The sequence below is a fragment of the Vibrio navarrensis genome, assembly GCF_000764325.1.
Classification (GTDB): Bacteria; Pseudomonadota; Gammaproteobacteria; order Enterobacterales; family Vibrionaceae; genus Vibrio; species Vibrio navarrensis.
Genome location: NZ_JMCG01000001.1, coordinates 2,581,942 through 2,605,129 on the forward strand (window position 1 = coordinate 2,581,942; position 23,188 = coordinate 2,605,129).

The 23,188-nt window shown below is 43.4% G+C and carries 16 protein-coding genes; 8 read left to right on the forward strand and 8 right to left on the reverse strand.

All coding sequences use genetic code 11. From position 1 onward, the window contains the following. Nucleotides 1–85 precede the first annotated feature (85 nt). Nucleotides 86–1,486: a NarK family nitrate/nitrite MFS transporter gene (locus EA26_RS11495; RefSeq protein ID WP_269416896.1), complete on the reverse strand. Its 1,401-nt coding sequence runs from the start codon at nucleotides 1,484–1,486 to the stop codon at nucleotides 86–88. A 374-nt stretch (nucleotides 1,487–1,860) separates the two neighbouring features. Here EA26_RS11495 and EA26_RS11500 point away from each other — a divergent pair, with 374 nt between their 5' ends. Beyond that, nucleotides 1,861–3,534 carry a histidine kinase gene (locus EA26_RS11500; RefSeq protein WP_226970695.1) on the forward strand — a complete coding sequence of 558 codons (1,674 nt, stop codon included), beginning with the start codon at nucleotides 1,861–1,863 and terminating at the stop codon, nucleotides 3,532–3,534. Between the two features lies 1 nt (nucleotide 3,535). Then, nucleotides 3,536–4,216, forward strand: a complete 681-nt coding sequence (gene narL / locus EA26_RS11505; RefSeq protein WP_039427594.1) for a two-component system response regulator NarL — start codon at nucleotides 3,536–3,538, stop codon at nucleotides 4,214–4,216. Nucleotides 4,217–4,272: 56 nt separating this feature from the next. On the opposite strand, the gene EA26_RS11510 is transcribed toward narL, so the two are convergent. Beyond that, nucleotides 4,273–4,920: a hemerythrin domain-containing protein gene (locus EA26_RS11510; RefSeq protein WP_039427596.1), complete on the reverse strand. Its 648-nt coding sequence runs from the start codon at nucleotides 4,918–4,920 to the stop codon at nucleotides 4,273–4,275. A 287-nt stretch (nucleotides 4,921–5,207) separates the two neighbouring features. Here EA26_RS11510 and EA26_RS11515 point away from each other — a divergent pair, with 287 nt between their 5' ends. Then, a complete protein-coding gene (locus EA26_RS11515) occupies nucleotides 5,208–6,278 on the forward strand; it encodes an HPP family protein (RefSeq protein ID WP_039427598.1) in 1,071 nt (356 codons plus the stop codon). Between the two features lie 73 nt (nucleotides 6,279–6,351). Here the strand turns inward: EA26_RS11515 and EA26_RS11520 are convergent, their stop codons facing one another. From EA26_RS11520 to norV, 4 genes are all read right to left on the reverse strand, one after another. Continuing rightward, nucleotides 6,352–7,518 carry a methyl-accepting chemotaxis protein gene (locus EA26_RS11520; protein ID WP_039427600.1) on the reverse strand — a complete coding sequence of 389 codons (1,167 nt, stop codon included), beginning with the start codon at nucleotides 7,516–7,518 and terminating at the stop codon, nucleotides 6,352–6,354. A gap of 83 nt (nucleotides 7,519–7,601) precedes the next feature. Continuing rightward, nucleotides 7,602–7,943 (reverse strand): TehB family protein, encoded by a 342-nt coding sequence (locus EA26_RS11525; RefSeq protein ID WP_039427602.1) that lies wholly within the window; start codon nucleotides 7,941–7,943, stop codon nucleotides 7,602–7,604. Between the two features lie 42 nt (nucleotides 7,944–7,985). Continuing rightward, complete coding sequence (norW, locus tag EA26_RS11530; protein ID WP_039427604.1) at nucleotides 7,986–9,137, reverse strand: NADH:flavorubredoxin reductase NorW; 1,152 nt, start codon at nucleotides 9,135–9,137, stop codon at nucleotides 7,986–7,988. Nucleotides 9,138–9,146: 9 nt separating this feature from the next. Continuing rightward, nucleotides 9,147–10,637 (reverse strand): anaerobic nitric oxide reductase flavorubredoxin, encoded by a 1,491-nt coding sequence (gene norV, locus EA26_RS11535; RefSeq protein ID WP_000152377.1) that lies wholly within the window; start codon nucleotides 10,635–10,637, stop codon nucleotides 9,147–9,149. A gap of 197 nt (nucleotides 10,638–10,834) precedes the next feature. On the opposite strand from norV, the gene norR reads away from it, so the two are divergent. The 4 genes from norR to glgC all read left to right on the forward strand — a co-directional run bounded on the left by norR (nucleotide 10,835) and on the right by glgC (nucleotide 17,391). Continuing rightward, the gene (gene norR, locus EA26_RS11540; RefSeq protein ID WP_039427607.1) at nucleotides 10,835–12,370 is read left to right on the forward strand and encodes a nitric oxide reductase transcriptional regulator NorR; all 1,536 of its coding nucleotides are present in this window, start codon (nucleotides 10,835–10,837) and stop codon (nucleotides 12,368–12,370) included. Between the two features lie 177 nt (nucleotides 12,371–12,547). After that, nucleotides 12,548–13,852 (forward strand): inosine/guanosine kinase, encoded by a 1,305-nt coding sequence (locus EA26_RS11545; protein WP_039427609.1) that lies wholly within the window; start codon nucleotides 12,548–12,550, stop codon nucleotides 13,850–13,852. 178 nt (nucleotides 13,853–14,030) lie between these two features. Next, entirely contained in the window at nucleotides 14,031–15,779 is a 1,749-nt protein-coding gene (locus tag EA26_RS11550; RefSeq protein WP_039427611.1) for a formate--tetrahydrofolate ligase, read from the forward strand. 397 nt (nucleotides 15,780–16,176) lie between these two features. After that, nucleotides 16,177–17,391 (forward strand): glucose-1-phosphate adenylyltransferase, encoded by a 1,215-nt coding sequence (gene glgC, locus EA26_RS11555; RefSeq protein WP_039427613.1) that lies wholly within the window; start codon nucleotides 16,177–16,179, stop codon nucleotides 17,389–17,391. Between the two features lie 79 nt (nucleotides 17,392–17,470). On the opposite strand, the gene EA26_RS11560 is transcribed toward glgC, so the two are convergent. Continuing rightward, nucleotides 17,471–20,623, reverse strand: coding sequence for a chitinase C-terminal domain-containing protein (locus EA26_RS11560; RefSeq protein WP_039427615.1), 3,153 nt, complete (start codon nucleotides 20,621–20,623; stop codon nucleotides 17,471–17,473). 363 nt (nucleotides 20,624–20,986) lie between these two features. Next, nucleotides 20,987–21,874, reverse strand: a complete 888-nt coding sequence (locus EA26_RS11565; protein WP_039427617.1) for an AraC family transcriptional regulator — start codon at nucleotides 21,872–21,874, stop codon at nucleotides 20,987–20,989. Nucleotides 21,875–22,004: 130 nt separating this feature from the next. Between EA26_RS11565 and EA26_RS11570 the strand changes: the two genes are divergently transcribed. Next, on the forward strand, nucleotides 22,005–23,153 hold the full coding sequence (locus tag EA26_RS11570) for an iron-containing alcohol dehydrogenase (protein WP_039427619.1): 1,149 nt from the start codon (nucleotides 22,005–22,007) through the stop codon (nucleotides 23,151–23,153). The last annotated feature ends 35 nt before the right edge of the window (nucleotides 23,154–23,188 follow it).

The window sequence follows — 23,188 nt, forward strand, 5'->3', positions numbered from 1 at the left end:
CTATATTTAGGAACTAATTATTATTTATATTTAATTGATAATTTAAGTTAATATCTACGATAAAAATTCGAATTAAATATGTGACTTATTTTTTTGTTGCGTAACCATTCTCTATATTTCGTCCATAAACGAACCACGTAATGATTGAGCAAACGACATAGAAAAATAGGAATAGTATTAAAGCACTTGAGGCTGAGCCTGTAAGAGAGAGCGATAAACCAAATGCCTGTGGAATAAAGAAACCACCAAACGCGCCAATGGCAGATATAAATCCTAATGCTGCTGCTGTATCCGTTCCGGATTTACGCGCGATGACTTCCTCATCCAAACCAGCCATTTTCGCTTGTTGCGTGACAATACGGCGAAACAACACCGCTATCATTTGAAATGTTGAGCCGCTACCAATACCTGCACAAGCAAATAATCCCATGAAGATAATAAGGAAGAGAACAAAGCTACCTGACGTACTTTCCGATGGAGTGGTAAAGAAGATAAGAATTGTTAATAACGCCATTAGAACAAAATTTAAAAACGTTACTTTTATGCCACCAAATTTATCTGACCAAGCCCCACCAACAGGTCGCATAAGCGCACCAATGAGTGGACCGATAAACGCAAATTTCAAAACATCAACGTCGGGGAATTGAGTTTGAGACAACATAGCAAAACCAGCAGAAAAGCCGATAAAAGAACCGAATGCTGAGAGATACAATAAACTCATCAGCCATAAGTGCCCTTGCCTAAGCACTTTGACCTGCTCCTTGAACGAAGCTTTTGCGCTTTCTATATCGTTCATTCCAAACCAAGAAATAACACTAAGAAGCACAATAAACGGGACCCAAACCCAAGCAGCGTTTTGTAGTTGTAGTCCTTCAGATTGCGAATTAAACCATTGAACAGAAATAGCGATAGGAACCACCAGTTGCATTACACTCACACCTAGGTTTCCAAGTCCTCCGTTTAATCCAAGCGCACTTCCCTGCATTTCCTTTGGGTAAAAGAAACTGATATTGGCCATACTCGACGCAAAGTTTGCACCGCCTAAACCGCATAACAATGCAATCATAACGAACGTGGAGTACGAAGTGTGAGGATTACTGATGGCGATTCCTAGCCAAACCATTGGTACAACAAGCACCAGTGTACTGAATGCAGTCCAACGTCTACCGCCAAATATTGAAATTGTAAAAGAATAAGGAATGCGACCGATAGCTCCTGACACAGAGGGCAAGGCTGTTAGTAAAAAAAGCTGCTCAGTAGTAAATGAAAAACCGACTTTAGGCAGATTAACTGCAACAGCACTAAAGATCATCCAAACACAAAAAGACAATAGTAGGCAGGGAATCGAAATCCATAAGTTTCGCTTTGCAATGTATTGCCCTTGAGATAACCAAAACTGTCTATCCTCAGGAAACCATTGTTTAATCGAATGCGCACTTACTCGACCAGACGACTCCATGCCCTTTGTATCTATATTTATTGACATGATTAACACCATTGTTATTGGAAAAACCATTACATTTAGTGATAATTTCGCTTGCAAATTGTTGATTTAGATCAATGACATCATTTTGATAAAACTTCCCCATTCTCTGATGTTACTCATAGTGGTTACGACACAAAAACATAACTTTATGATAAATAAAATAAAAATAGAAAAACCATAAAGACAACTTATCGCAAACTATTAGGTGGTAACCCACAAGTGGTATATCGCATCCCAAAGAAAAGCGATATGATGTCTATTTAGGCGCACACCAGACTAGTCGTGTACATGAGATAATGAATTTTTTGAATATATCTATAACAAAAAAGATATCCTTCTTTATATTAATGCTTTGTATTATATCAATATCTGGCATGATGATTTCACTCGTAATAGTTGATAATATTCAAGGTCGAACTCATATTGTTAATCAAATTGGTTCGATAAGAATGCTGATATATAAATCTATTTCCCCTGCAGAAAATAAAATATTTTCAGAAAATGTTAGCATAATAAAATCGAGACTGAATGATCCTAAAATAAAAGAGTACATGATAGAAAGTGGTTTGAATCGTGAACATAATGAGTTGATAAACTTCTTTCATACAAAAATAGAAAGTGGAAATATAAATTCAATAAAATTAAATGCTGAGGAATTCGTAGAAAAAACAAACATCCTAATTGATAAAGTTGAACAAAACACTGAGAACAACATTAAATCATTAGAAAATATCCAAAAATGTTTTACGGTTCTAGTTATCATTTTTGGTATTTATGCAGTTAGCAACTTATACTCAAGACTATTTAAACCTTGGATGGCGTTAATCGACATATCAAGATCGATTAAATCTGGAGACTTTAGTAAAAGATTTATTGTACAGAAGAATAAAGATGAAATGAATGAACTTGGTGATTCTATTAATTTAATGTCAGACAGTTTAAAAGAAACATATGTAAATTTAGAGAATATTGTATATCAAAAAACTGAAGCTCTTAACCAAAAGAATAAATACTTGGATTTTCTTTACCGAGCATGTAAAAAGTTTAATAATGAAAAGTATAGCTGTGATATGTTAGCACCGTTAACTCAAGAGTTGATCGAACTGACTGGCATACATAAAGTGACTATTTTAATTAAGGACTACCAAGAAAGTGATAACACTCAAATCTTTGATTTTGGTGCATTAAATAGACCTATTTTTTGCAAAAACCTAAGCTGCAACCTCTGCTTTGATGATGGAAAAACGTTTATTGAAAACCTATCAGAATTCAATATAAATCTGAAAGACTCTAGTAATGATTATGGAGAGATTATCATCTCAAAAAATAGCAAACACTCACTAAATATAGAAAACGAACAGCTTATAATTGCATTCTCAGAGCTATTAACACAGTCACTTTCCACTTTCTATAAAGTTCAGCAAGACCAACAGATATTAATCTTAAAAGAGAGGAATACTATTGCTAGGGAGCTGCATGATTCCATCGCTCAGTCCCTTTCTTGCCTGAAGATAAAATTGAGTATTTTACAGATGGATTTATCTAGCTTAAACAACGAACAGATTTCGATTATTGGAGAAATGCGGGAGGAAGTAAATGTTGCTTACTGTCAACTTAGAGAACTGTTGACTACTTTTAGGTTGAAATTAGATGGACTAGGTTTTTTGCCTGCACTGGAAAATACGGTAAAAGAATACAACAAAAAAATAGGTACAAAAATAAATTTTAGTTATGAAATACCAGCGAACACAATATCCATTCATCATTCAATACACTTAATACAAATCATTCGCGAGCTATTAAACAATGTTTATAAGCATGCAAAAGCTTCCAATGTAACGCTAGATTTATCAATGAAAGAAAATGAAGTATCTTTATTTATTTTCGATAATGGTTGTGGATTCTCTATTTCGCAAGAAAATTCTCGCTACGGGCTAAAAATTATTGGTGATAGAGCACAGTCTCTATCAGGAAAATGGGATATCCTCTCCTCTCCTGGTAAAGGGACTGAATTTTATCTAACTTTTCCTATATATTCACGAGTATAACATGATTAAAGAACATACATTTACCAATGCAGATGCATCTACAATACTTTTAATCGATGATCATCCCATGCTGAGAAATGGTATTAAGCAATTACTTAATACCAGAAAGCATCTGACCGTTGTAGCAGAGGCAAGCAATGGGCTTCAAGGGGTGGAGTATGCAATTGACTACGAACCAGATTTAATCCTCTTAGATATTAACATGCCAGAGTTAGATGGCTTAAAAACGTTAAAATTACTTCGAGATAAACACATCACAAGTAAAATTATTATTTTTACCGTTTCAAATTACGATGAAGATGTGTCTAAGGCAATTAAATTAGGTGCAGACGGATATCTTTTAAAAGATATGGAACCCGAAGAATTACTCGCCTCCATTGAAAATGCCTGTCTAGGAAAAACCGTCATCAGCCCAGAGTTAACATCTATTTTAGTAGGAAATCTAAGAGAAAAGAAACAAGAAAAACTAACCAATGTAACTATTGAGGTTCTTAGCGCTCGGGAACAGGACATACTGAAAAACATTGCTATTGGTTTATCAAACAAAATGATTGCTAATAAACTTTTCATCTCCGAAAGCACCGTAAAAGTTCATGTAAAAAGTATCTTGAAAAAATTACAATTACGCTCTCGAGTTGAAGCAGCAGTTTGGGTACATCAGGAAAAAGTTAGATTCGAGTAATGAAATATTTCTGCCTAAACATATAAGATTAAGCAGAAATTCATTTTCACTATACATTAATGCTTGAATAAAATATTGTTCTCTAAAGCAATATGTGTGAGGATATCACTTTCAAATTGATCTAATAATAAATATAATTTTTTCCACGACTGACATGCATCTTCATGCACTTCCAAATAGTTCACCAAAGTCATTAATTCACTCAATGCCTGAATATGATCATCATGTTCTTGCTCCATGACGAAAATAGGTCCATCAGGATAGATCCCTTGATTGATCATTGGAAACAAAATTTGTTCTTCTTTCTCCATATGACTGTATAGGTCGTTCGCAATTCCTTCTAAGCATTCGCTCAAACCAATAGGACATTGAGGGTGATCATAATGTATAGTTTCAACACGTTTTGCTAACTCTATCGCTTGATTCAACTGGTCTCTGTGTTTTATGTGAAAGTTAGCAATGATATATTTTATCAACTCTTGATGAGGGATATCACAAAATTTCAGCAACTCTTTATTGTCTCGACTCAAGTTATTTAATTTATCAATCATGTCAGAATACTTAGCAATATCATCGATTACTAAAATTTCATTTAATGTTTTTCTTAAGTTTATATAAGCATTGATGTTGTTCGACTTTAATATTTTTATTGAACCTGGAATGTTTTTTATAATATCACACAGAGTCATGTTGTTTACGTTCATATCAGTTATCTCCTTTCATAACACTATTATTTTACTCTAAAGATACCTAACCTCTTAGTCGTAAAATACAATTATTTTAAATTTACCACCAAATGATTATGACAATACTGGAAAATAACATTTCATATTTATCCACTGCATACGATAATGGCATTTAAAGATCAAGGCCATTTATATAAATATTCATTAAATCATGTTCTTTTTAATTATAATTAAAAAAAATCAAACGCTTTATTAACATTTAATAATCGAATAGAATTCCGTTTTTAACTTTTACTTTGATTCCTATGTCGCATTTTGACCGCTTACTCAACCTTTCATACATTGCAATACCTGTGCTCCTTACATCAGCTATCATTGCGGTACTTGCAAACTACGGGCATACCACTTCCGCAACCCCTTTGTTGATTGCATCAATAGGGGCTTCCGTCACGATCATTTTTGTGATACCTAGCAGTCCAATGGGAAAAACATGGCCCTTGATCGGTGGACATTTCACGGCGGCGTTGGTGGGTATTGGTTTATCGACGGCATTCGATGATCTCATATTGTTGATAACGCTGACAATAACTAGCACAATCATCATTATGATTGCGCTAAAATGTGTCCATCCACCTGGAGTAGCGACTGCGCTTGTTCCTGTGCTGAGTAATACATCTCAACCAGATGTCTACTTCTTACTCGATCCCGTCTTACTGAATGTGCTGCCCCTAGCCTTATCTGGCATTGTGTATCGCAGATGGATCACTATGAGATCTTCGAACACAACTGAAAAACCATCAATGAACTCAAAGTCTGCGCATGAAAAGTCATCACTCTACTTTGATGAATTACATGAAGTTTTGGAAACGAGAAATGAATGGTTAGACATTGATGAAAAAACGCTCGACGAAATTTTTAAACAAACCCACCTGCTCGCTTTAGAGCACAAAAGTCAAAAATTGACCTGCAAACATGTAATGACAGAAAACATTCTGGCACTCACAGAACATGATTCAGTCTACGAAGGTCTCAACACACTTCAAAAAAATAAATTTAGCGCAATTCCTATTATAAACTCCGATAAGGAAATTGTAGGTATTTTTTCATTAGTCGATTTTTTACTTTATGTCGAAAAAAGAAAAATAAATTCATTCGTAGGTTTATACCTCTTAGCGAAGAAAAAAACGTCTAAGACTATTGGCCAATATATGAAAAGAAATCCGATTTCTATGCATGAAGATCAACATGTCGCTCGTCTTATTCCATATTTGACCTCGGGGTTTCACCATATACCAATTACAAATGACCATAACCAATTAATCGGAATGGTCACACAGTCAGATCTAATCGAATTCTTGTACAACTTAAAACAATAAACTAAACGGTTGATAGATTTATTCCCTTTGAAATGGTTGGTTGATTTAATAGTTTAAAACCAACCAATTTCGCTCAAGCAGTTTTGAACATACTCAGTTTTTCAACAACATTTTCTGTGACCTTTGTTAAATTAATGCCCTGTTTTATAAGGGCCTCACAGTCAATAGCGTTCGAACTAGACAATTGTTTCAACTCATCAACTTTGGCATTTGCTTCACCAACTAGTTGACTTACTGTATGAATGTTAACTTCATGCTCGCTTTCGTTATGTTCAATCAGTGATAGAACCGATCCAATGCTTTCATTGGCATTACGAACCTCAGTTTGGCTTTTAATTGTATTTTCAGATAGAAGAGTTATCGTCGAAGTTTGCGACGACATTTGCGCTCCAGCCATTTTTACAGTCGTTGATATCTCAGAAACTATCGAGTTAATTTCATGCAAGCTCTCTTGCGTGGATTGCGCCAATCTTCTGACTTCATCTGCTACAACCGCAAAACCTCGACCTTGATTTCCAGCACGGGCCGCTTCAATTGCAGCATTCAATGCTAGTAAATTCGTTTGGTCAGCTAATTTTGCAATAACTGAAACGACATTTTCTATCGATAGTGTTTGCGCGGAAAGCTGATTGAAACTCTTCTGTAACTGGTGGTTACTTTCTAAGTATTGATCGAGGCCTTGGACAAGGTTGTCCATCATCCCAACAGAATGCTCAAGCTTCGCGTGTGTACTCTTTACTTGCATCTGGGTTTCTTCAGCCTTCACTTTAAGAGCGATTGAAGTGTTATCAAGCTTTTCAAGCTGTTCATTTAGCGAACTCACACTAGCATCCTGCCTTAAAATTCGATCCGAGATATTTGTCGATTTATATTTCAATTGCGTAGAAATCTCATCTGACGCCATCGCTTGTTGCTGTATTTCTTCAAGCGCCAACTTAACATTGCGTCTGAATGTGTTGATTACATTCAACACATTGGTAATTTCACTGTTGTATTGGCTGTTGACGTTGCAAGGTGTTGATAAATCTTTCCTTTCAAAGTTTTTCATATACATGGTTACATTCTTTAGAGAGTCAACACCCCAAATTTTTTCATCTATATCGTGTATAATTAAAAAAATAACAACGATGCCTTGAAGTATTTGAGAAAGCATATTTTCGGTAAAAAAGAATGCATTCATTACAAGAATAACAACACCTAACCAATGCACAAATCGCATGCGAATAAATAGTGAACGCATCAATTTTCCTTATTTTAAGACTAATCATAGATATTTATTTTCATTTGAGGCAACTAATGTTGCCCCAAGATACGTAGATAAAATTATTTATTCTGCGGCTGATACATAGGCCGATTGGTCTTATTTGAAATAGACCAAAAATTAATATTGAATTGGGCATCATCACTCAACTCAATACGATGCCAATATTGCGGTGGGCTTGTCGCAAATTGTCCCGCATTAATGACAACCATCATTTCAGGTTCCGTGGCATTCGCATCGGCAAAGCCATAGTAAGTCACTTGCCCCTCCATCACACACAATTGACCGAACACGCCTTCCGCTGTGTTATGGTGCGAAAGTAAAGCTCTCGGTACGTTGTCTTTTGTGAAGAAAGGTGTTGAGCGTTGAATCGTCCACTCTTTTGGTATACGTAAATGTGGCATAATTAATACCCTCTCTTGTTTAACTTTTATTTAAATTCGATATTACGATTGTCCATGAGTTTGTGACAATTCGCGAAGCAGTGGGAATGCCTGCGTGACTTGTTCGCTTGTAACAACAAAACCAACGAGATGGCCGTTATCATCTTTCGCTTTCGCCACAACACCAGAGTCAGAGATACTCACCTCCCAATTCTCAACCTCGTTTACCGTTCCTGCGAGTTGGATTGGGTAACTAGGCGTTTTGACCTTGACCATCATGGGTGGTAACACCAGCTCGGCGTCTTGCCCCAACAGTTGTTTACCTAGTACGTTAGCGCTTAGCACTATAGGTTGTAGGTATGGCATCATTCGATCTTGAATTTCTGCGCAATCCCCCAACGCAAAAACATTGCGAGCTGAGGTCTGCAAACGACTATCGACGACAATCCCTTTGTTAACTCTAATAGCTGCTTCTTTAGCCAACTGTGTATTGGCACATAAGCCAGCCGCTGAAATCACGATATCGGTTTCAACTGTGCGCCCAGAGCGTAATGTGGCCGTTAATCCACTTTCTGAACGGTCTATTGCGACTACGCTAGTTTCTAATCCCAGTTGGATACCTTGCTGCTTAAGCTGTCTTTCAATTGGCAAAGCAATGAACTCAGGGATTAAGTTTGCCAATAAGCGAGTATTTGGCTCAATAACGGTTACGTTTTTACCACAGGTTGCAAGATCCATTGCAATTTCAACACCAATTAGCCCGCCACCGATGATCAAAACCCGCTTTGCTCGGCTAATTTGTGTTTCAGCCGCCTGATATTCTTGTAGCGAGTTCAACGTCAATACGTCTCCTACTCCATCACCATTCATTGGTGGAACAAATGCTTTTGCTCCTGTAGCAAACACCAGTTTTCCATAGGGGTAAACTTGTCCATTTGCTGTCACCTGCTGCGTGTAAATATCTACCTTTTCAACCTTGGTGTTTGCAAACAAGTCGATGTTATGTTCTTTTGCAAACATGTCGCCAGGTTTGACAACTAAATCCGAGGCTGTTTGTTTTCGACTAAAAACATGACTCAAATCTGGCTTGTTGTACTCGGCACCATCTTCAGCAGTAAAAACCTGAATTGGAATATGTGCGTCCATACGACGCACTGTTTTAATTAACTGGTAAGCAGCAAAGCCACTACCAATGATCACTATAGGTGTCTGCATACTGCCTCCTTACGCTTTATGTTCTACAAAGACATCTTTGCCTAAGTGACATTCTGGGCATAAGAAGTAATCGGGTATGTCAGACCATACTGTTCCAGGTTCAATGCCTTGGTTTGGCTCACCCTGTGAAGGATCATATACCCAGTTACATACAGTACATATCATGCACTGACAACCTTCAGGGTGTGGCTGTTCCTGTTGGACACCAAGCTGAACTTCTTCGACGTTTCGCGGATTCACTTGAGGAGCCTGAGATGCTGGTTCGAGAGCTGTCGAATGTTCTTTTGTAGATCTTGATAGCGAGTTGTTAGCCCATAATTTAGCAATCGCCTGACCATGTTCACGACATTCGCGCATTGCTTTTCCATCTGGTCGCCATTTGGTTTTCAAACTTATCGCAGTTTCGAATCCTGCATCGGTTAACCGCGCATGTATACGATCAACTGCACCGCCATTCCAACCGTAACTACCAAAAGCGGCAGCTTTTTTCGCTTTAAAACGAAGCCCCGTGATTTCCTCTAGCATACCTGCCACTTTTGGCATCATGACGTTGTTCATGGTTGAAGACCCGACCAAAATACCTTTAGAGCGGAAGACGTTAGCTAGAATTTCATTCTTATCATGCTTAGAGACGTTGAAAACCTTAACGGCAACGCCAGAATCAACATCATGAATACCTTGTGCAATCGCATCCGCCATCATTCGAGTATTATTTGACATCGAATCGTAGAAAATCGTAATGCGATCCTCTTGATAGTTGTCCGCCCATTCTAAATATTGCTCAATAATTTGAGCAGGATTATCTCTCCACACAATACCATGTGATGTAGCAATCATATCGACAGGCAGATTAAAACTGAGTACCTCTTTAATCTTTGCAGTTACTAAGCTGCTAAACGGTGTCAAGATATTGGAGTAATAACGTAAACACTGATCCATCAACTCATTTTGATCGACTTCATCATTGAATAATCGTTCATCACAATAATGTTGACCGAATGCATCATTACTAAATAACACCGCGTCACCCGTCAGATAAGTCATCATACTGTCAGGCCAGTGAAGCATGGGCGCCTCAACAAAAACGAGCTGTTTTCCGTTACCAATATCAATGCTGTCACCTGTTTTTACCGTTTTGAAATTCCATTCGGGGTGATGGTGATGTCCAACAATTGAATCTATCGCGGCTTCGGTACAATAAATGGGGGTGTTGGGAATTTTCTCCATTAATGCAGATAAGGCACCCGAGTGATCTTCTTCCGCATGGTTTACAACGATAAAATCAATGGACTTAAGATCAATTTCCATCTCAAGATTTTGAAGAAATTGATGACTGAATCGATGATCAACGGTATCAATTAATACCGTTTTTTCTTCTCTAATAAGGTAGCTGTTGTAGCTTGTACCTTTAGTCATTTTGTATTCTGTACCATGAAAATCTTGCACTTCCCAATCGCGTTGACCTACCCAGTGAATATTGTTTTTAACATGAATTGTCATTGTCACTACCTTAACGTGAATTTAAGTTAATTTATCTCTGATACATTAGATAGTGCACAAGGCATGCCAATAACAAAATTCCTTTAATTATCAATACTTTAAAAACAATACCTCACATAATTAGTGTCACTATGACAATGTTGACAGCTGTCATTACGACATTACAATTGTCATATTGACAATCATAGGTATTCAATATGACTACACTAATCGCCCAATGGCTTCACATTACACAAGATCTGAATTCAGCTCTTACTCGACAAGCTCGCTTTGACACCTTGCTCACCACAATACGAGAAGTCTTAAAGTGTGATTCGTCTGCTCTGCTTCTTTATGAAGATCAACACTTTAAACCGCTAGCCATCAACGGTTTAGCAAAAGAAGTATTGGGTCGCCGTTTCTCTATCAATGAACATCCAAGATTAGAAGCGATTGCCCGCGCGGGTGATATTGTGCGTTTTCCATCGGATAGTAACTTACCCGACCCCTACGACGGCTTGATCCCGAACCATGATGACAAATTACACATCCATTCATGCATCGGGTTACCCTTGTTAATAGACGATCATCTCATTGGCGCAATCACCATTGATGCTTTTGATCCCTTCCAGTTTGATTCACTTCTAAATCATGAGCTGCGTTTTATCAGTGCGTTGGCCGCTGGCGGACTTCATACCGCATTGCTTCTAGAACAATTGGAAACACAGACCAGCTTGCCGAGAGAATCGTTTACTGAAAAACGGGCATTGAATGACGACATTATTGGCGAATCGCCAGAAATGAAGTCATTGCAACAACAAATTAATGCGGTCGCCGATACGGAACTGTCCGTATTGGTCATGGGCGAAACTGGGGTTGGAAAAGAGTTGGTTGCCAACGCCATTCATCATCGTTCTAATCGCGCAGATAAAACATTGGTCTACCTAAATTGTGCAGCGTTACCTGAATCCGTCGCAGAAAGTGAGTTGTTTGGGCATATAAAAGGGGCATTCACTGGTGCGATAAGTAACCGCAAAGGCAAATTCGAACAGGCCGATGGTGGCACTCTATTTCTAGATGAAGTTGGAGAGCTATCACTTGAATTACAAGCAAAGCTGTTAAGAGCGTTGCAGTATGGGGACATTCAGCGTGTCGGGGATGATCGTCATATCCGTGTAAATACGCGTATTGTGGCCGCCACCAACCGCGTGTTACATGAAGAAGTTACCGCAGGACGATTTAGAGCCGATTTATATCACCGTTTGAGCGTCTTCCCTATTCGCGTTCCGCCACTGCGTGAACGCGAGGAGGACGTAATATTGTTAGCTGGTTTTTTCGCAGAACAGCTACGAAGTAAATTGGGGCTTAATAGTATTCGTTTTTCGCCCGCTCTTATCCAAGCACTCAAACAATACTCATGGCCAGGGAACGTGCGAGAGCTGGAGCATATGATCAAACGTGCAGGTGTATTGTCCAAAGCTCGCACACACTCAGCGGACATCGAATTGATGGTGTCAGACTTTGATATCGAGACATCACCATCTGCAAGTTCAGATGGAATCAACACACCCGATATTTCGTCGATTAGTGAACCTATCGTGGGGCTTAAAGAAGCAACAGATGAGTTTCAGAAAAAAGTCATTGTTCAAACTCTCAATCACAACCAAGGCAACTGGGCAGCAACGGCTCGCCAATTGGAATTGGATAGTGGCAACCTACACCGTTTAGCTAAACGTTTAGGGATAAAGCAATGATTGAGATGTCTGTTTGTACCATCACTGGTGAGAACGAAGAGTGGGGCAAGAAATCATGAACCCGCACTTCTGCTGTTCATTTCTTCATCGGCTAGGGTTAGTTGCAACAAAAAGGCGCTTGATTACAAAAAAATGTGATATCATGCGCCTCTTTTTTTTTCTCAGTCATTAACTAGCATGAAGTTTCCTGGTCAGCGTAAATCTAAACATTACTTCCCCACGAACGATCGAGATCCTCTGGTCAACGAATTAAAGGCCGCACCCAAAATGTTTCGCCCAACCGTGGTTGGCGTTGGACAGACTATTGTCGATATCGAAGCGCGTGTGGACGACGATTTCTTAGCCAAATACGAACTGAGCAAAGGACACTCGCTGGTTCTTGAAGAGAGCAAAGCGGATGCGTTGTACGATGAGTTGGTTGAACGCGGTTTAATCACCCATCAGTACCCAGGCGACACCATTGGTAACACGCTGCACAATTACTCCGTGCTGGCCGACAGCAAATCGGTGCTACTGGGCGTGATGTCCAAGAATATTCAAGTCGGTTCTTACGCCTATCGCTATTTGTGCCGTACATCGTCACGAATGAACCTCAATCATCTACAAACCGTCGATGGACCAATTGGCCGCTGTTATACCCTTATTTCTCAAGATGGCGAACGCACTTTTGCTATCAATGAAGGCCATATGAACCAGTTGGCGCCAGAGAGCATTCCTGAAGAAGTATTTGAAAAAGCGTCAGCGCTGGTCGTCTCCTCTTATTTGATGCGCGGCAAGCCCGAAGATCCGATGCCACAAGCGGTACAAAAAGCAATCGAATATGCGAAAAAGCACCAAGTGCCTGTGGTATTAACGCTCGGCACCAAATACGTGATCGAAGGCAATCCACAGTGGTGGCAAGAGTACCTACGTGACAACATTGCTGTCGTAGCGATGAATGAGGAAGAAGGCTTTGCATTGACTGGAGAACGAGATCCTTTACAAGCAGCGGATAAAGCATTGCAGTGGGTCGACTTGGTACTTTGTACTGCCGGCCCCGATGGTCTCTACATGGCGGGTTACACCGATGAAGATGCCAAGCGAGAAACCACGCATGATATCTACCCAGGTAGTATCGAAGGCTTTAACCAGTATGAGTTTAGCCGTGCGATGCGACGCAGTGATTGTAAAGCACCAATACGCGTTTACTCGCACATTGGTCCTTACCTTGGCGGGCCCGCGGAGATCAAAAATACCAATGGTGCAGGGGATGGCGCGCTCTCTGCTTTGCTGCATGACATGGCAGCCAACGCCTTTCACCAAAGAAACGTGCCAAATTCAGTGAAACATCAGCATATTTGCCTGACTTACTCTTCTCTGTCACAAATTTGTAAATACGCCAACCGCGTGAGCTACGAAGTGCTTACCCAGCACTCTCCTCGCCTCTCACGTGCCCTTCCTGAGCGGGAAGACAGCTTGGAAGAAGCCTACTGGGATCGCTAGTAGGAACATTGAGCTAGATGGCTGCCAACGGGCAGCCTTTTATTTTTGATCTCAGCCAATATTTACCGAAATAATCTAGTTTGCTCCCAATCAGGTTAGATATACTGCTTTACTACCATATTTAGATCCGTATTATTCGCACGCAAACGTTTGCTTTGGCGAAATCAAAAGGTTCAACATGCTTTCAGATATTGATATTTGTCGCTCGACTCCACTCCTTTCCATAGACAAAATTGCTCAACAGGCCGGTTTGCTGCCAGACGAATTTGAGACTCACGGTAAATACAAAGCAAAAGTATCGGCAAAATGCGTCTCTCGCTTAGCAGACAAACCCGACGGCAAGCTGATTTTAGTCACGGCTATCACACCAACGCCTCTAGGCGAAGGGAAAACAGTCACGACCATTGGTCTTGCGCAGGGTTTACGCACACTTGAACAATCTGTCATGGCGTGTATTCGCCAACCTTCCATGGGGCCAGTCTTTGGTGTTAAGGGCGGCGCAGCTGGCGGCGGTTATTCGCAAGTCGCGCCGATGGACGAACTCAACTTGCATCTGACTGGGGATATTCATGCGGTCACTGCAGCGCATAATTTAGCCGCCGCCGCCATCGATGCCCGAATTTATCATGAACAACGCGAAGGCTATGCGGCGTTTGAAGCTCGCACGGGCTTAACAGCACTGCGTATTGACCCGCATCGAGTGGTGTGGAAGCGCGTGATGGATCACAACGATCGTGCGCTGCGCAAAGTTCGAGTCGGTTTGAATGACCAGGGCAAAACCGTCAATGGATTTGAACGAGAGGAAGGGTTTGATATTTCTGCGGCATCAGAGTTGATGGCCATCCTCGCTTTATCCAAGAATTTGCAAGATATGCGCACGCGGATCGGCAAAGTAGTTTTGGCGTACGATCTCGATGGCGCACCAGTGAGTGCCGAGCAGCTGCAAGTGGCCGGAGCGATGACGGTCACCTTAAAAGAGGCGATCAAGCCAACGTTAATGCAGACTCTTGAGGGAGTGCCTACACTGATCCATTCAGGCCCGTTTGCTAATATCGCACATGGTAACTCCTCGATCATTGCTGATGAGATCGCGTTAAAACTCTCCAGTTACGTTGTCACCGAGGCGGGGTTCGGTTCTGACATGGGACTTGAGAAAGCGTGCAATATCAAGTCGTCCACGTCGCATAAAGCACCAGACTGTGTGGTAATTGTCGCCACGTTAAGAGGCCTGAAAGCCAACTCAGGATTATACGATTTACGACCGGGCATGCCTTTACCAGATTCCCTCTTTTCCTGTGATGCAAAAGCGCTCGAATCCGGTTTCAGCAACCTAAAATGGCACATAGACAATGTGCAAAAATATGGCTTACCTGTGGTGGTCGCGGTTAACCGCTTTCCACAAGACAGTGACGAAGAGCTTTCACAGCTTGTCGAATGGGTACAGAATTTATCTCTAAATGTACGAGTGGCGGTGAGTGAAGGTTTTGCCAAAGGTGGCAAAGGGATGGAAGCCGTCGCACGTGAGGTCATTGAAGCGTGTGCAGAGCAGGCTGATTTTCACTCGCTTTATCAGCCTCAGCAAAGTTTGCAAGAGAAAATCACGACCGTATGTCGCAAAGGGTATGGCAGCGGCGAGGTGGAATTCACTCCTTTGGCGCAGCAACAACTGTCTCTGTACCAAGAACTTGGCTTTGGCGAGCTCGCGGTTTGTATGGCGAAGACGCCGCTCTCCATTTCTTCAGATTCATCACTAAAAGGCGCACCCAGTGGCTTTCCCATCACCATCCGTGAAGTGAAGCTCTGCGCTGGTGCGGGTTTCGTCTATGCTCTGACTGGAAATGTGATGACCATGCCAGGGTTGCCAGACAAACCTGCGTTTATGCAGTTGGATATCAACGAGAATGGGGAGATTGTCGGCTTAAGTTAAGCTCACCAGACAAATACCTGAACTAACGCATTTACAGTGTAAATAGGCACCAAGTTGGCTTGGCGCCTATTTAATACCTGTCAATTTATTTTAAATATCAGAAACTTATCATTCATGGACATTAGTTTTAAACGCTTGAACATCCAAGCGTATCAAAGGCTCGACTTTCCAAGATACTTTTAATCTCCGCTGCGCATGACAGCACTTGCTTTGGTGAACAAAGATCAACAAAACGACCCGATGCCCATTTATCGTGCAAAAACACTCAATGAATGCATGTTTTTTGTGCAGAATCATAGATTATCTAACAAAAAACTGAGCTTTTTAGGGCGACTAAATTGTGGCGTAATTCTTGTACTAATCTGATTAGGGATGCACTAATTCAGGGAGAAAATATATGCAAGATATCCTCGCGGTGATACTTGCCGGCGGTGTCGGATCGCGTTTGAGTCCGTTAACCGACAACCGGGCCAAACCAGCCGTACCATTCGGTGGAAAATATCGCATCATCGATTTTACGCTGACCAACTGCCTTCATTCCGGTCTGCGTAAAATTCTGGTGCTGACGCAGTACAAGTCTCACTCGTTACACAAACATTTGCGCGATGGCTGGTCGATTTTTAATCCCGAGCTCGGGGAATACATCACGGCCGTCCCCCCACAAATGCGCAAAGGCGGCAAATGGTATGAAGGAACCGCAGATGCGATTTATCACAACCTTTGGCTCCTCAACCGCAGTGAAGCAAAGCATGTCGTCGTCTTGTCTGGTGACCACATCTATCGCATGGACTACGCCGCGACGATCGAAGAACATTTGGCCAATCAGGCCAAATTAACCGTAGCCTGCATGGATGTCGCCTGTAATAAAGCGTCTGCGTTTGGCGTCATGGGCGTTGATGACCAAAACCGCGTTCACTCATTTGTCGAAAAACCAGAAAATCCACCACATATACCCGGCAACGAAAGTCGTAGTCTCGTGTCAATGGGCATCTACGTATTTGAAATGGAAACGCTAAAAAGTGTTCTGTTGCAAGATGAAGAAAATGAAGAGTCTTCGCATGACTTTGGTAAAGACATCATTCCTAAACTAATTGAAACCGAAGGGGTTTATGCGTATCAGTTCTGCGGAGCGAAAGGACGTGTGGATCGTGACTGCTACTGGCGAGATGTCGGGACCATTGACTCTTTTTATCAAGCCAATATGGACTTGTTAGAGCCAATTCCACCTATGAATCTTTACCAGAAAAACTGGGCGATAAGAACCTACGAACCGCAGTTCCCCCCTGCACGTACGGTCTCTTCGGGCACAGGTAATGAAGGGATCTTTATCAACTCGATCATTGCCAACGGCGTGATTAACTCAGGTGGCTCAGTTCAGCACTCGATTGTCTCTTCCAACGTGCGCATCAACGACGGTGCCACTGTGGTTGATAGCATTATTTTCGATGCGGTCGAAGTTGGCGAAGGATGCCAACTGGTCAACTGCATTATCGACAAACATGTGAAAATCCCCCCTTACACTCAGATAGGTATCAATCGCTTCGAAGACGCTAAACGATTCAAAATTTCAGAAAACGGCATCGTCGTGGTTCCAGAGAGCTATCAATTTTAACCTCCCTCCTGCTGGTATTAAAAAAACCCCCGTCTGACATTCAGACGGGGGTTTGCCTTTTGCAGCTATCGATAACTGGTTATGGACACGTTACTTCATCCCAGAACCAGTTCGATTGTGTTGGTGATTCCCACACGCCCGGGTTGTTTTTCGCCACGAAGCACTTGTCGTTATAAGTGACGATGTCACCGCTTTTCGCTTGCGTTACACCCGGTTGCCACTGAATGACCTCACCCGATCCTGTGTTTCCACCAGTATCGCCGCCCGTGTCACCGCCTGTATTGCCACTGCTAAGATCCGCAAGCGGTAAGTCTGGCTGCTCAAATTTGAACGCGTAGTCGACACCGTTGATGTTCACACTGTAGTTCGCCGGTCCAGAAATCGGCAGATAGTAGACCATGTCCAGTTCATAGGTTCCGCCCGCAGGCAACTCTTTCCAAGCCGGAAGAGAGAACGCCACACGGTGCATCACACCATCCAGACCGCCGATATTGTTTGCGCGAGTATGACCAGAGGCAATCACTTTCAAACCGCCACCAGACTGATCTTTCGCGTTATCCGGCGCGGAAACAGGAATGTCGAATTGGAACTCAGTTCCACCAGGGATCGCGGTGCCAGTGTTGTTGGTAAAGGTCACTTTCGGGTTGATTGGATAGTTCTGATCGCCGACTTTAAAGCCGCCCACAGAAACCGCGATATCCACTGTTTGCGCTGGAACCGCACTGGTTGCGACCGCATTACCGTAAGGCGTTGCTGACTTGAACTTATCGTAAATCGCTTTGGTCATGGTATTACCCATGTGGTATTCACCATTGCCCGAGGCACAAGCTTGTTCCGTCTCGTCAATCGTGGTGCGCTTACCGTTTTCATCAAGCACATAACAGCTGTAGTCACCCGCCAGTTCCCAGAACATAATGCCGCCAATCTCTTTGTCGATCACGTAATCCGCTTTGACATTAATCGAGGCTTTATCTTCCGTAGAGAGGAAGACCGATTTTTCCGCGTTCCACAACCATGGTGCGACCGCGACACTGTCATAGTGGCGGACATAGTTGCCGACCAACTTGTCTTGTGGATCATTGATAGGATCAAGCTCATAGGCAGACGCGTACGAACCGAAAATGCCGTTCTCTAGGTTTTTCGCGTGCCACATTGGGTTGGAGCCCGCCCCCATCTCATCACCTGCAGCGTTGACATCATGCCACATGTTATCGATTCCGGTTGCACCATAGCCACAGTTGTTCTTCTCACCTTCGCCTGTTCCCGGCGCACATTCAGACTGATTTGGCAACGCTGCGCGTCCCCACAGACCGTTAGTTCCGCCCTTCACACCCTGCCAGCCGCGCGTGTAGTACGGCACACCAATGTTAATGCGTCCTGCTGGCATGGAGCCGCGGAAGTAGTGGTAAGCCCAGTCAGTGTTAAGGTAACCAATACCGCCGTACTGCGCCGTGCCATACACATTCCACTGTGCCAACTCAGAGTCTTCGCCTGTGTCAAACAGCGCCGCGTTGTGGCCAACGTGATCGTTCCACGCACCATGCAGGTCATAAGACATGATGTTGACGTAGTCGAGATACTTGGTGACATCGAACGTTTCCATACCGCGCAGCAGATAACCCGATGAAGGTGCCGCGATGGTCAACATGTAGTGGTGACCATCTTGCGCCGAGGCTTGATCGAGTTTTTCACGCAGTACTCGCATCAACTCTTGGTAAGAGGCCCAGAGATACTTACGACGGGGCTCCATAAAGGCTTTATCGTCTGGGTTACCCGCGCCAGCCATGGAGGTTGGGTATTCGTAATCGATGTCCACACCATCAAACTTGTATTTGCGAATCATTTCGACGGCAGACGCAGCGAATTTCTCGATACCTGCGTGGTTAATCGAACCATCCGCATTCGTCGTCATGCTGTAGAAACCGCCATCGGCCACACGACTGCCATCTTCAGCGAAGTGACCGCCAGTTTCGGCCCAACCACCAATTGAAATCAGCGTCTTAACACCATATTTCTGTTTGTAGGTAGCCAGCGCACCAAAATGGCCTTTAAAGCCCAAGGTTGGATCAATTTCGACGCCCGGCCACTCTTTACCCACCGCGGCGTTATTGGGATCATTGACGTTACCAACATTGACTTTGCCATCAGAGCCAATGCTGACAAACGCATAGTTGATGTGCGTCAGTTGTTCCCACGGAATGTCTTTGACCAGATAAGCGGCTTGCGGATCGTCGCCACTACGCCAACTGGTGAAGTAACCAATCACACGGCGAGGATGATCGGCGCCCATTTTTTCGCGGCCTTCCTCGTCATACACAGTACAGTAAGGTACGTTAACGCCCTCGGTCTGGTACAAACCATCCGGACGACAAGATGCCACGGTCGCCGCACCGTTTACTTTGAGCGTTTGCGCCGCAGAGTCAGTCGTTGCGCCAAGATTATCGGTCGCACGAGCGAACACAGACAGGGATCCCGCTTGAGTAGTGGTGTAGTCGAGAGAATAAGGAGCAGTCGCCGCCGTACCGACCAGCACGCCGCCAACAAAAAAGTCAACTTTCTCAACCTTACCATCGCTGTCTGCGACATTTGACGATAAGGTCACCACAGCACCTTGCTCAACTGTCGTTGCAGACAGAGCCAGATCGACCGTTGGCGCATTGTTGCCCGGTTGCGTCGATTCGACCGTCAACGTAACTTTGCTTGGCTGGCTAGCGGCGCCTTTATCATCATAAGCGACTGAGCTGAACGTGTGCGCGCCAGCTGTCGCCGTCCAGGTTGCAGAGAAAGGCGCAGAGCTGTCTTGACCAACAACCACTCCATCGATGAAAAACGCCACTTTTGCCACCAAGCCATCTTGATCTGCTGCGTTGGCTGACAATACAACCACATCACCCTCTTTCACCACATCAGTAGAGAGTGGTGAGGTCAATGAGGTCGTTGGAGCTTGGTTTACGGGATCAACCGGGTCGCCATCACACGCGCCAAGCGCTTTCCACTGCGCCCAGTCGCCTGAAAATTCGGCAGGGTTATTATTTTGTGTCCAGTAGCGGGCCTCGTAAGCTTGCCCTTGGTGCTGTACTTTATCGCCTCCGGTATAAACCGTTGCAGAGTTCCATTCTTGCAATGGCGAGCAGTCAACGGCGGCGTAGCTGTTGAAGGCCATCAAACATGAAGCCGTTAGGGTACTGAGTGTAAAGACACTCTTGGCGGCTTTTCCATTCTTTAAGCGCATACTTGCTTTTCCTTAAGTGATTGTTTCAACGTGAATCTGTCAGCGAACTTTCGTTTCGACGACTTATATTTCATCGTGAAATAACTTAAGTACAAGATGGAGTTTTCACACCTATTAATTGCGATATTTATAAATTGACTCGCAAGAAAGCAGTGCAAACGTGCAACAGGATCGATCTTATTTTGTACCGACAACTAATTTCTGATTAATTTCGTACACTTAAATAATCTGGAAAAATCGTTCCTAAAACGCGCTTTTGAGTATATCTCTCTATGAATAAGCCCATCACTAATACATTATTGTGCAATATGTTTTATAGGTGCTGCACATCAGATAAAACGCGGTCATTGGGATGACACATTTCTATGCTGCAACGCTGCCACTCGGCGTTTCATTGAAGTGTCTTTTGTATTCGCGGCTAAATTGAGAAGTGCTGGTATAGCCGACCATTCTCGCCGCATCGTTGACCCGACGCCCTTCAAGTTTGATCAGTTCACGCGCCTTATTAAGCCGCACCTTTTTGATGTACTGGATCGGCGACTCCAAAGTAACGGAGCGAAAGGCGTTGTGGAAAGCAGAAACGCTCATGTTGGCTTCGGCCGCCAAACCTTGCACCGTCATTGCATTAGGGTAATCCTGATGTACTTTTTCCAGCACACGGGCAATTTTTGAGTAGAAACCCTCTTTTTGAGCCAGTTCAAACAACACGTACCCTTCTTGGCTAAGCAAAGCGCGAAATACGATCTCTTCAAGCAAAGATTCACCGAGCATTTCACTTTCAACATCATCACACAGTGCGCGCATGAGGCGTTTACAAACATCCAGCATCCGATCATCCATCTTGACTGACTTCAAACCGCAAGCTTCTTGACTCACAGGTACGCCAGTACGGTAGTTGAGGCTTTCCAGTTTATGCACCATTTTTTGTAGCATGGGCAAAGGAATATCGACTGAAATACCCAGCAGTGGCTGATGCTCGGAAGCAAATGCCTCACACTCCAAAGGCATCGGCACACCCACCACCAAATAATCATTCGGTCCATAGCAAACTGGCGTATCACCAATGTGGATATTTTTACATCCCTGACCAAGCACTATGATTCCAGACTGATAAACAAATGGCTGGCGCGAATTTCCTCGGCTACTGCGATAAAACCACACGCCGGAGATTGGCGTCTGTGTGATCCCTTCCAAGCTGCTTAAGCCACGGCACTCCACATAGCGCTGCATTGTCTCTGCCAGTGTTTCCATTCATCCCCTCCACACAATTTTTGTAGTAATAGGCAAAATAATTCGAGTTTTAGGCCTGCAAACATCCAACACTCTGGACTATTATGCAACAACAAAAGCAAGACAAGTCAAACCAAGCAAGAGGTGAAGCATGAAGTTTTCTTACTCCAACCCAACTCAGATTTTTTTTGGTCAAGGGCAAATTAGCGCTATTACTCGCGCGTTGGATCCGCAAGCGAAAGTTCTGGTGATCTACGGTGGTGGTTCCATTAAGAAGAACGGCGTTTATGACCAAGTGGCCAGTGCCCTAAAAGGATTTGACTGGGTGGAATTTTCTGGTGTTGAGCCCAATCCGACCAAGGAAACCTTGGACAAAGCGGTTCTCATCGTGAAACAGCAGCAGATCAACTTTATTCTGGCCGTGGGCGGTGGTTCAGTAATTGACGGTTCAAAATACGTGGCGGCGGCGGCGCAATACGAGGGCGATGGCTGGGACATTTTGACGGGCAAGCATCAGGTGAACAGTGCAACGCCACTGGGCGCAGTACTAACCTTGCCTGCAACGGGCTCTGAATCCAACTCCGGCGCGGTGATCACCAAAGCAGAAACGCAAGACAAGCTGGCTTTCCTTAGCCCTTACGTGCAGCCTAAGTTTGCGGTAATGGATCCTGACGTGATGAAAACGCTGCCTGAAAAACAGCTTCTGAACGGCATTGTCGATGCGTGGGTACACGTGTGTGAGCAGTACATCACCCGTCCAACTGGCGCGATGGTACAGGATGCTTACGCAGAAGCGCTTCTCAAAACATTGAAAAAACTTGGCGAGCGCTTTGCCGATCGCGACAGCGATGAATGGCGCGCCAACCTGATGTGGGCGGCCAACCAAGCTCTGAACGGTTTGATCGGTAGTGGTGTGCCACAGGATTGGGCAACGCACATGATTGGCCATGAACTGACAGCGCTGTGGCATGTTGACCACGCTCGTTCTCTGGCCATCGTTCAGCCTTCTCTGCTACGTAACCAGATCGAGTTCAAACGCGCGAAATTAGAACAGATGGGTCGCGAAGTGTTTGCCTTACAAGGCGATGAACAGTTGGCAGAGCGCACCATTAATGCTATTGAAGCCTTCTACCACAGCATGGGCGTTGCCACTCAACTTACCGAGCATGGCGACGACAAAGAAGCTGCGATTGATGCGGTGATCAGCCAACTGAACAACCACGGCATGGTGGCGTTAACTGAGAACCAATCCGTGACACCAACTGAGGTGAAACAGATCCTAACGGCGGCGATTGCTTAGTTCTTCGATGGCATTATTTGTCGGCAAATCAATGA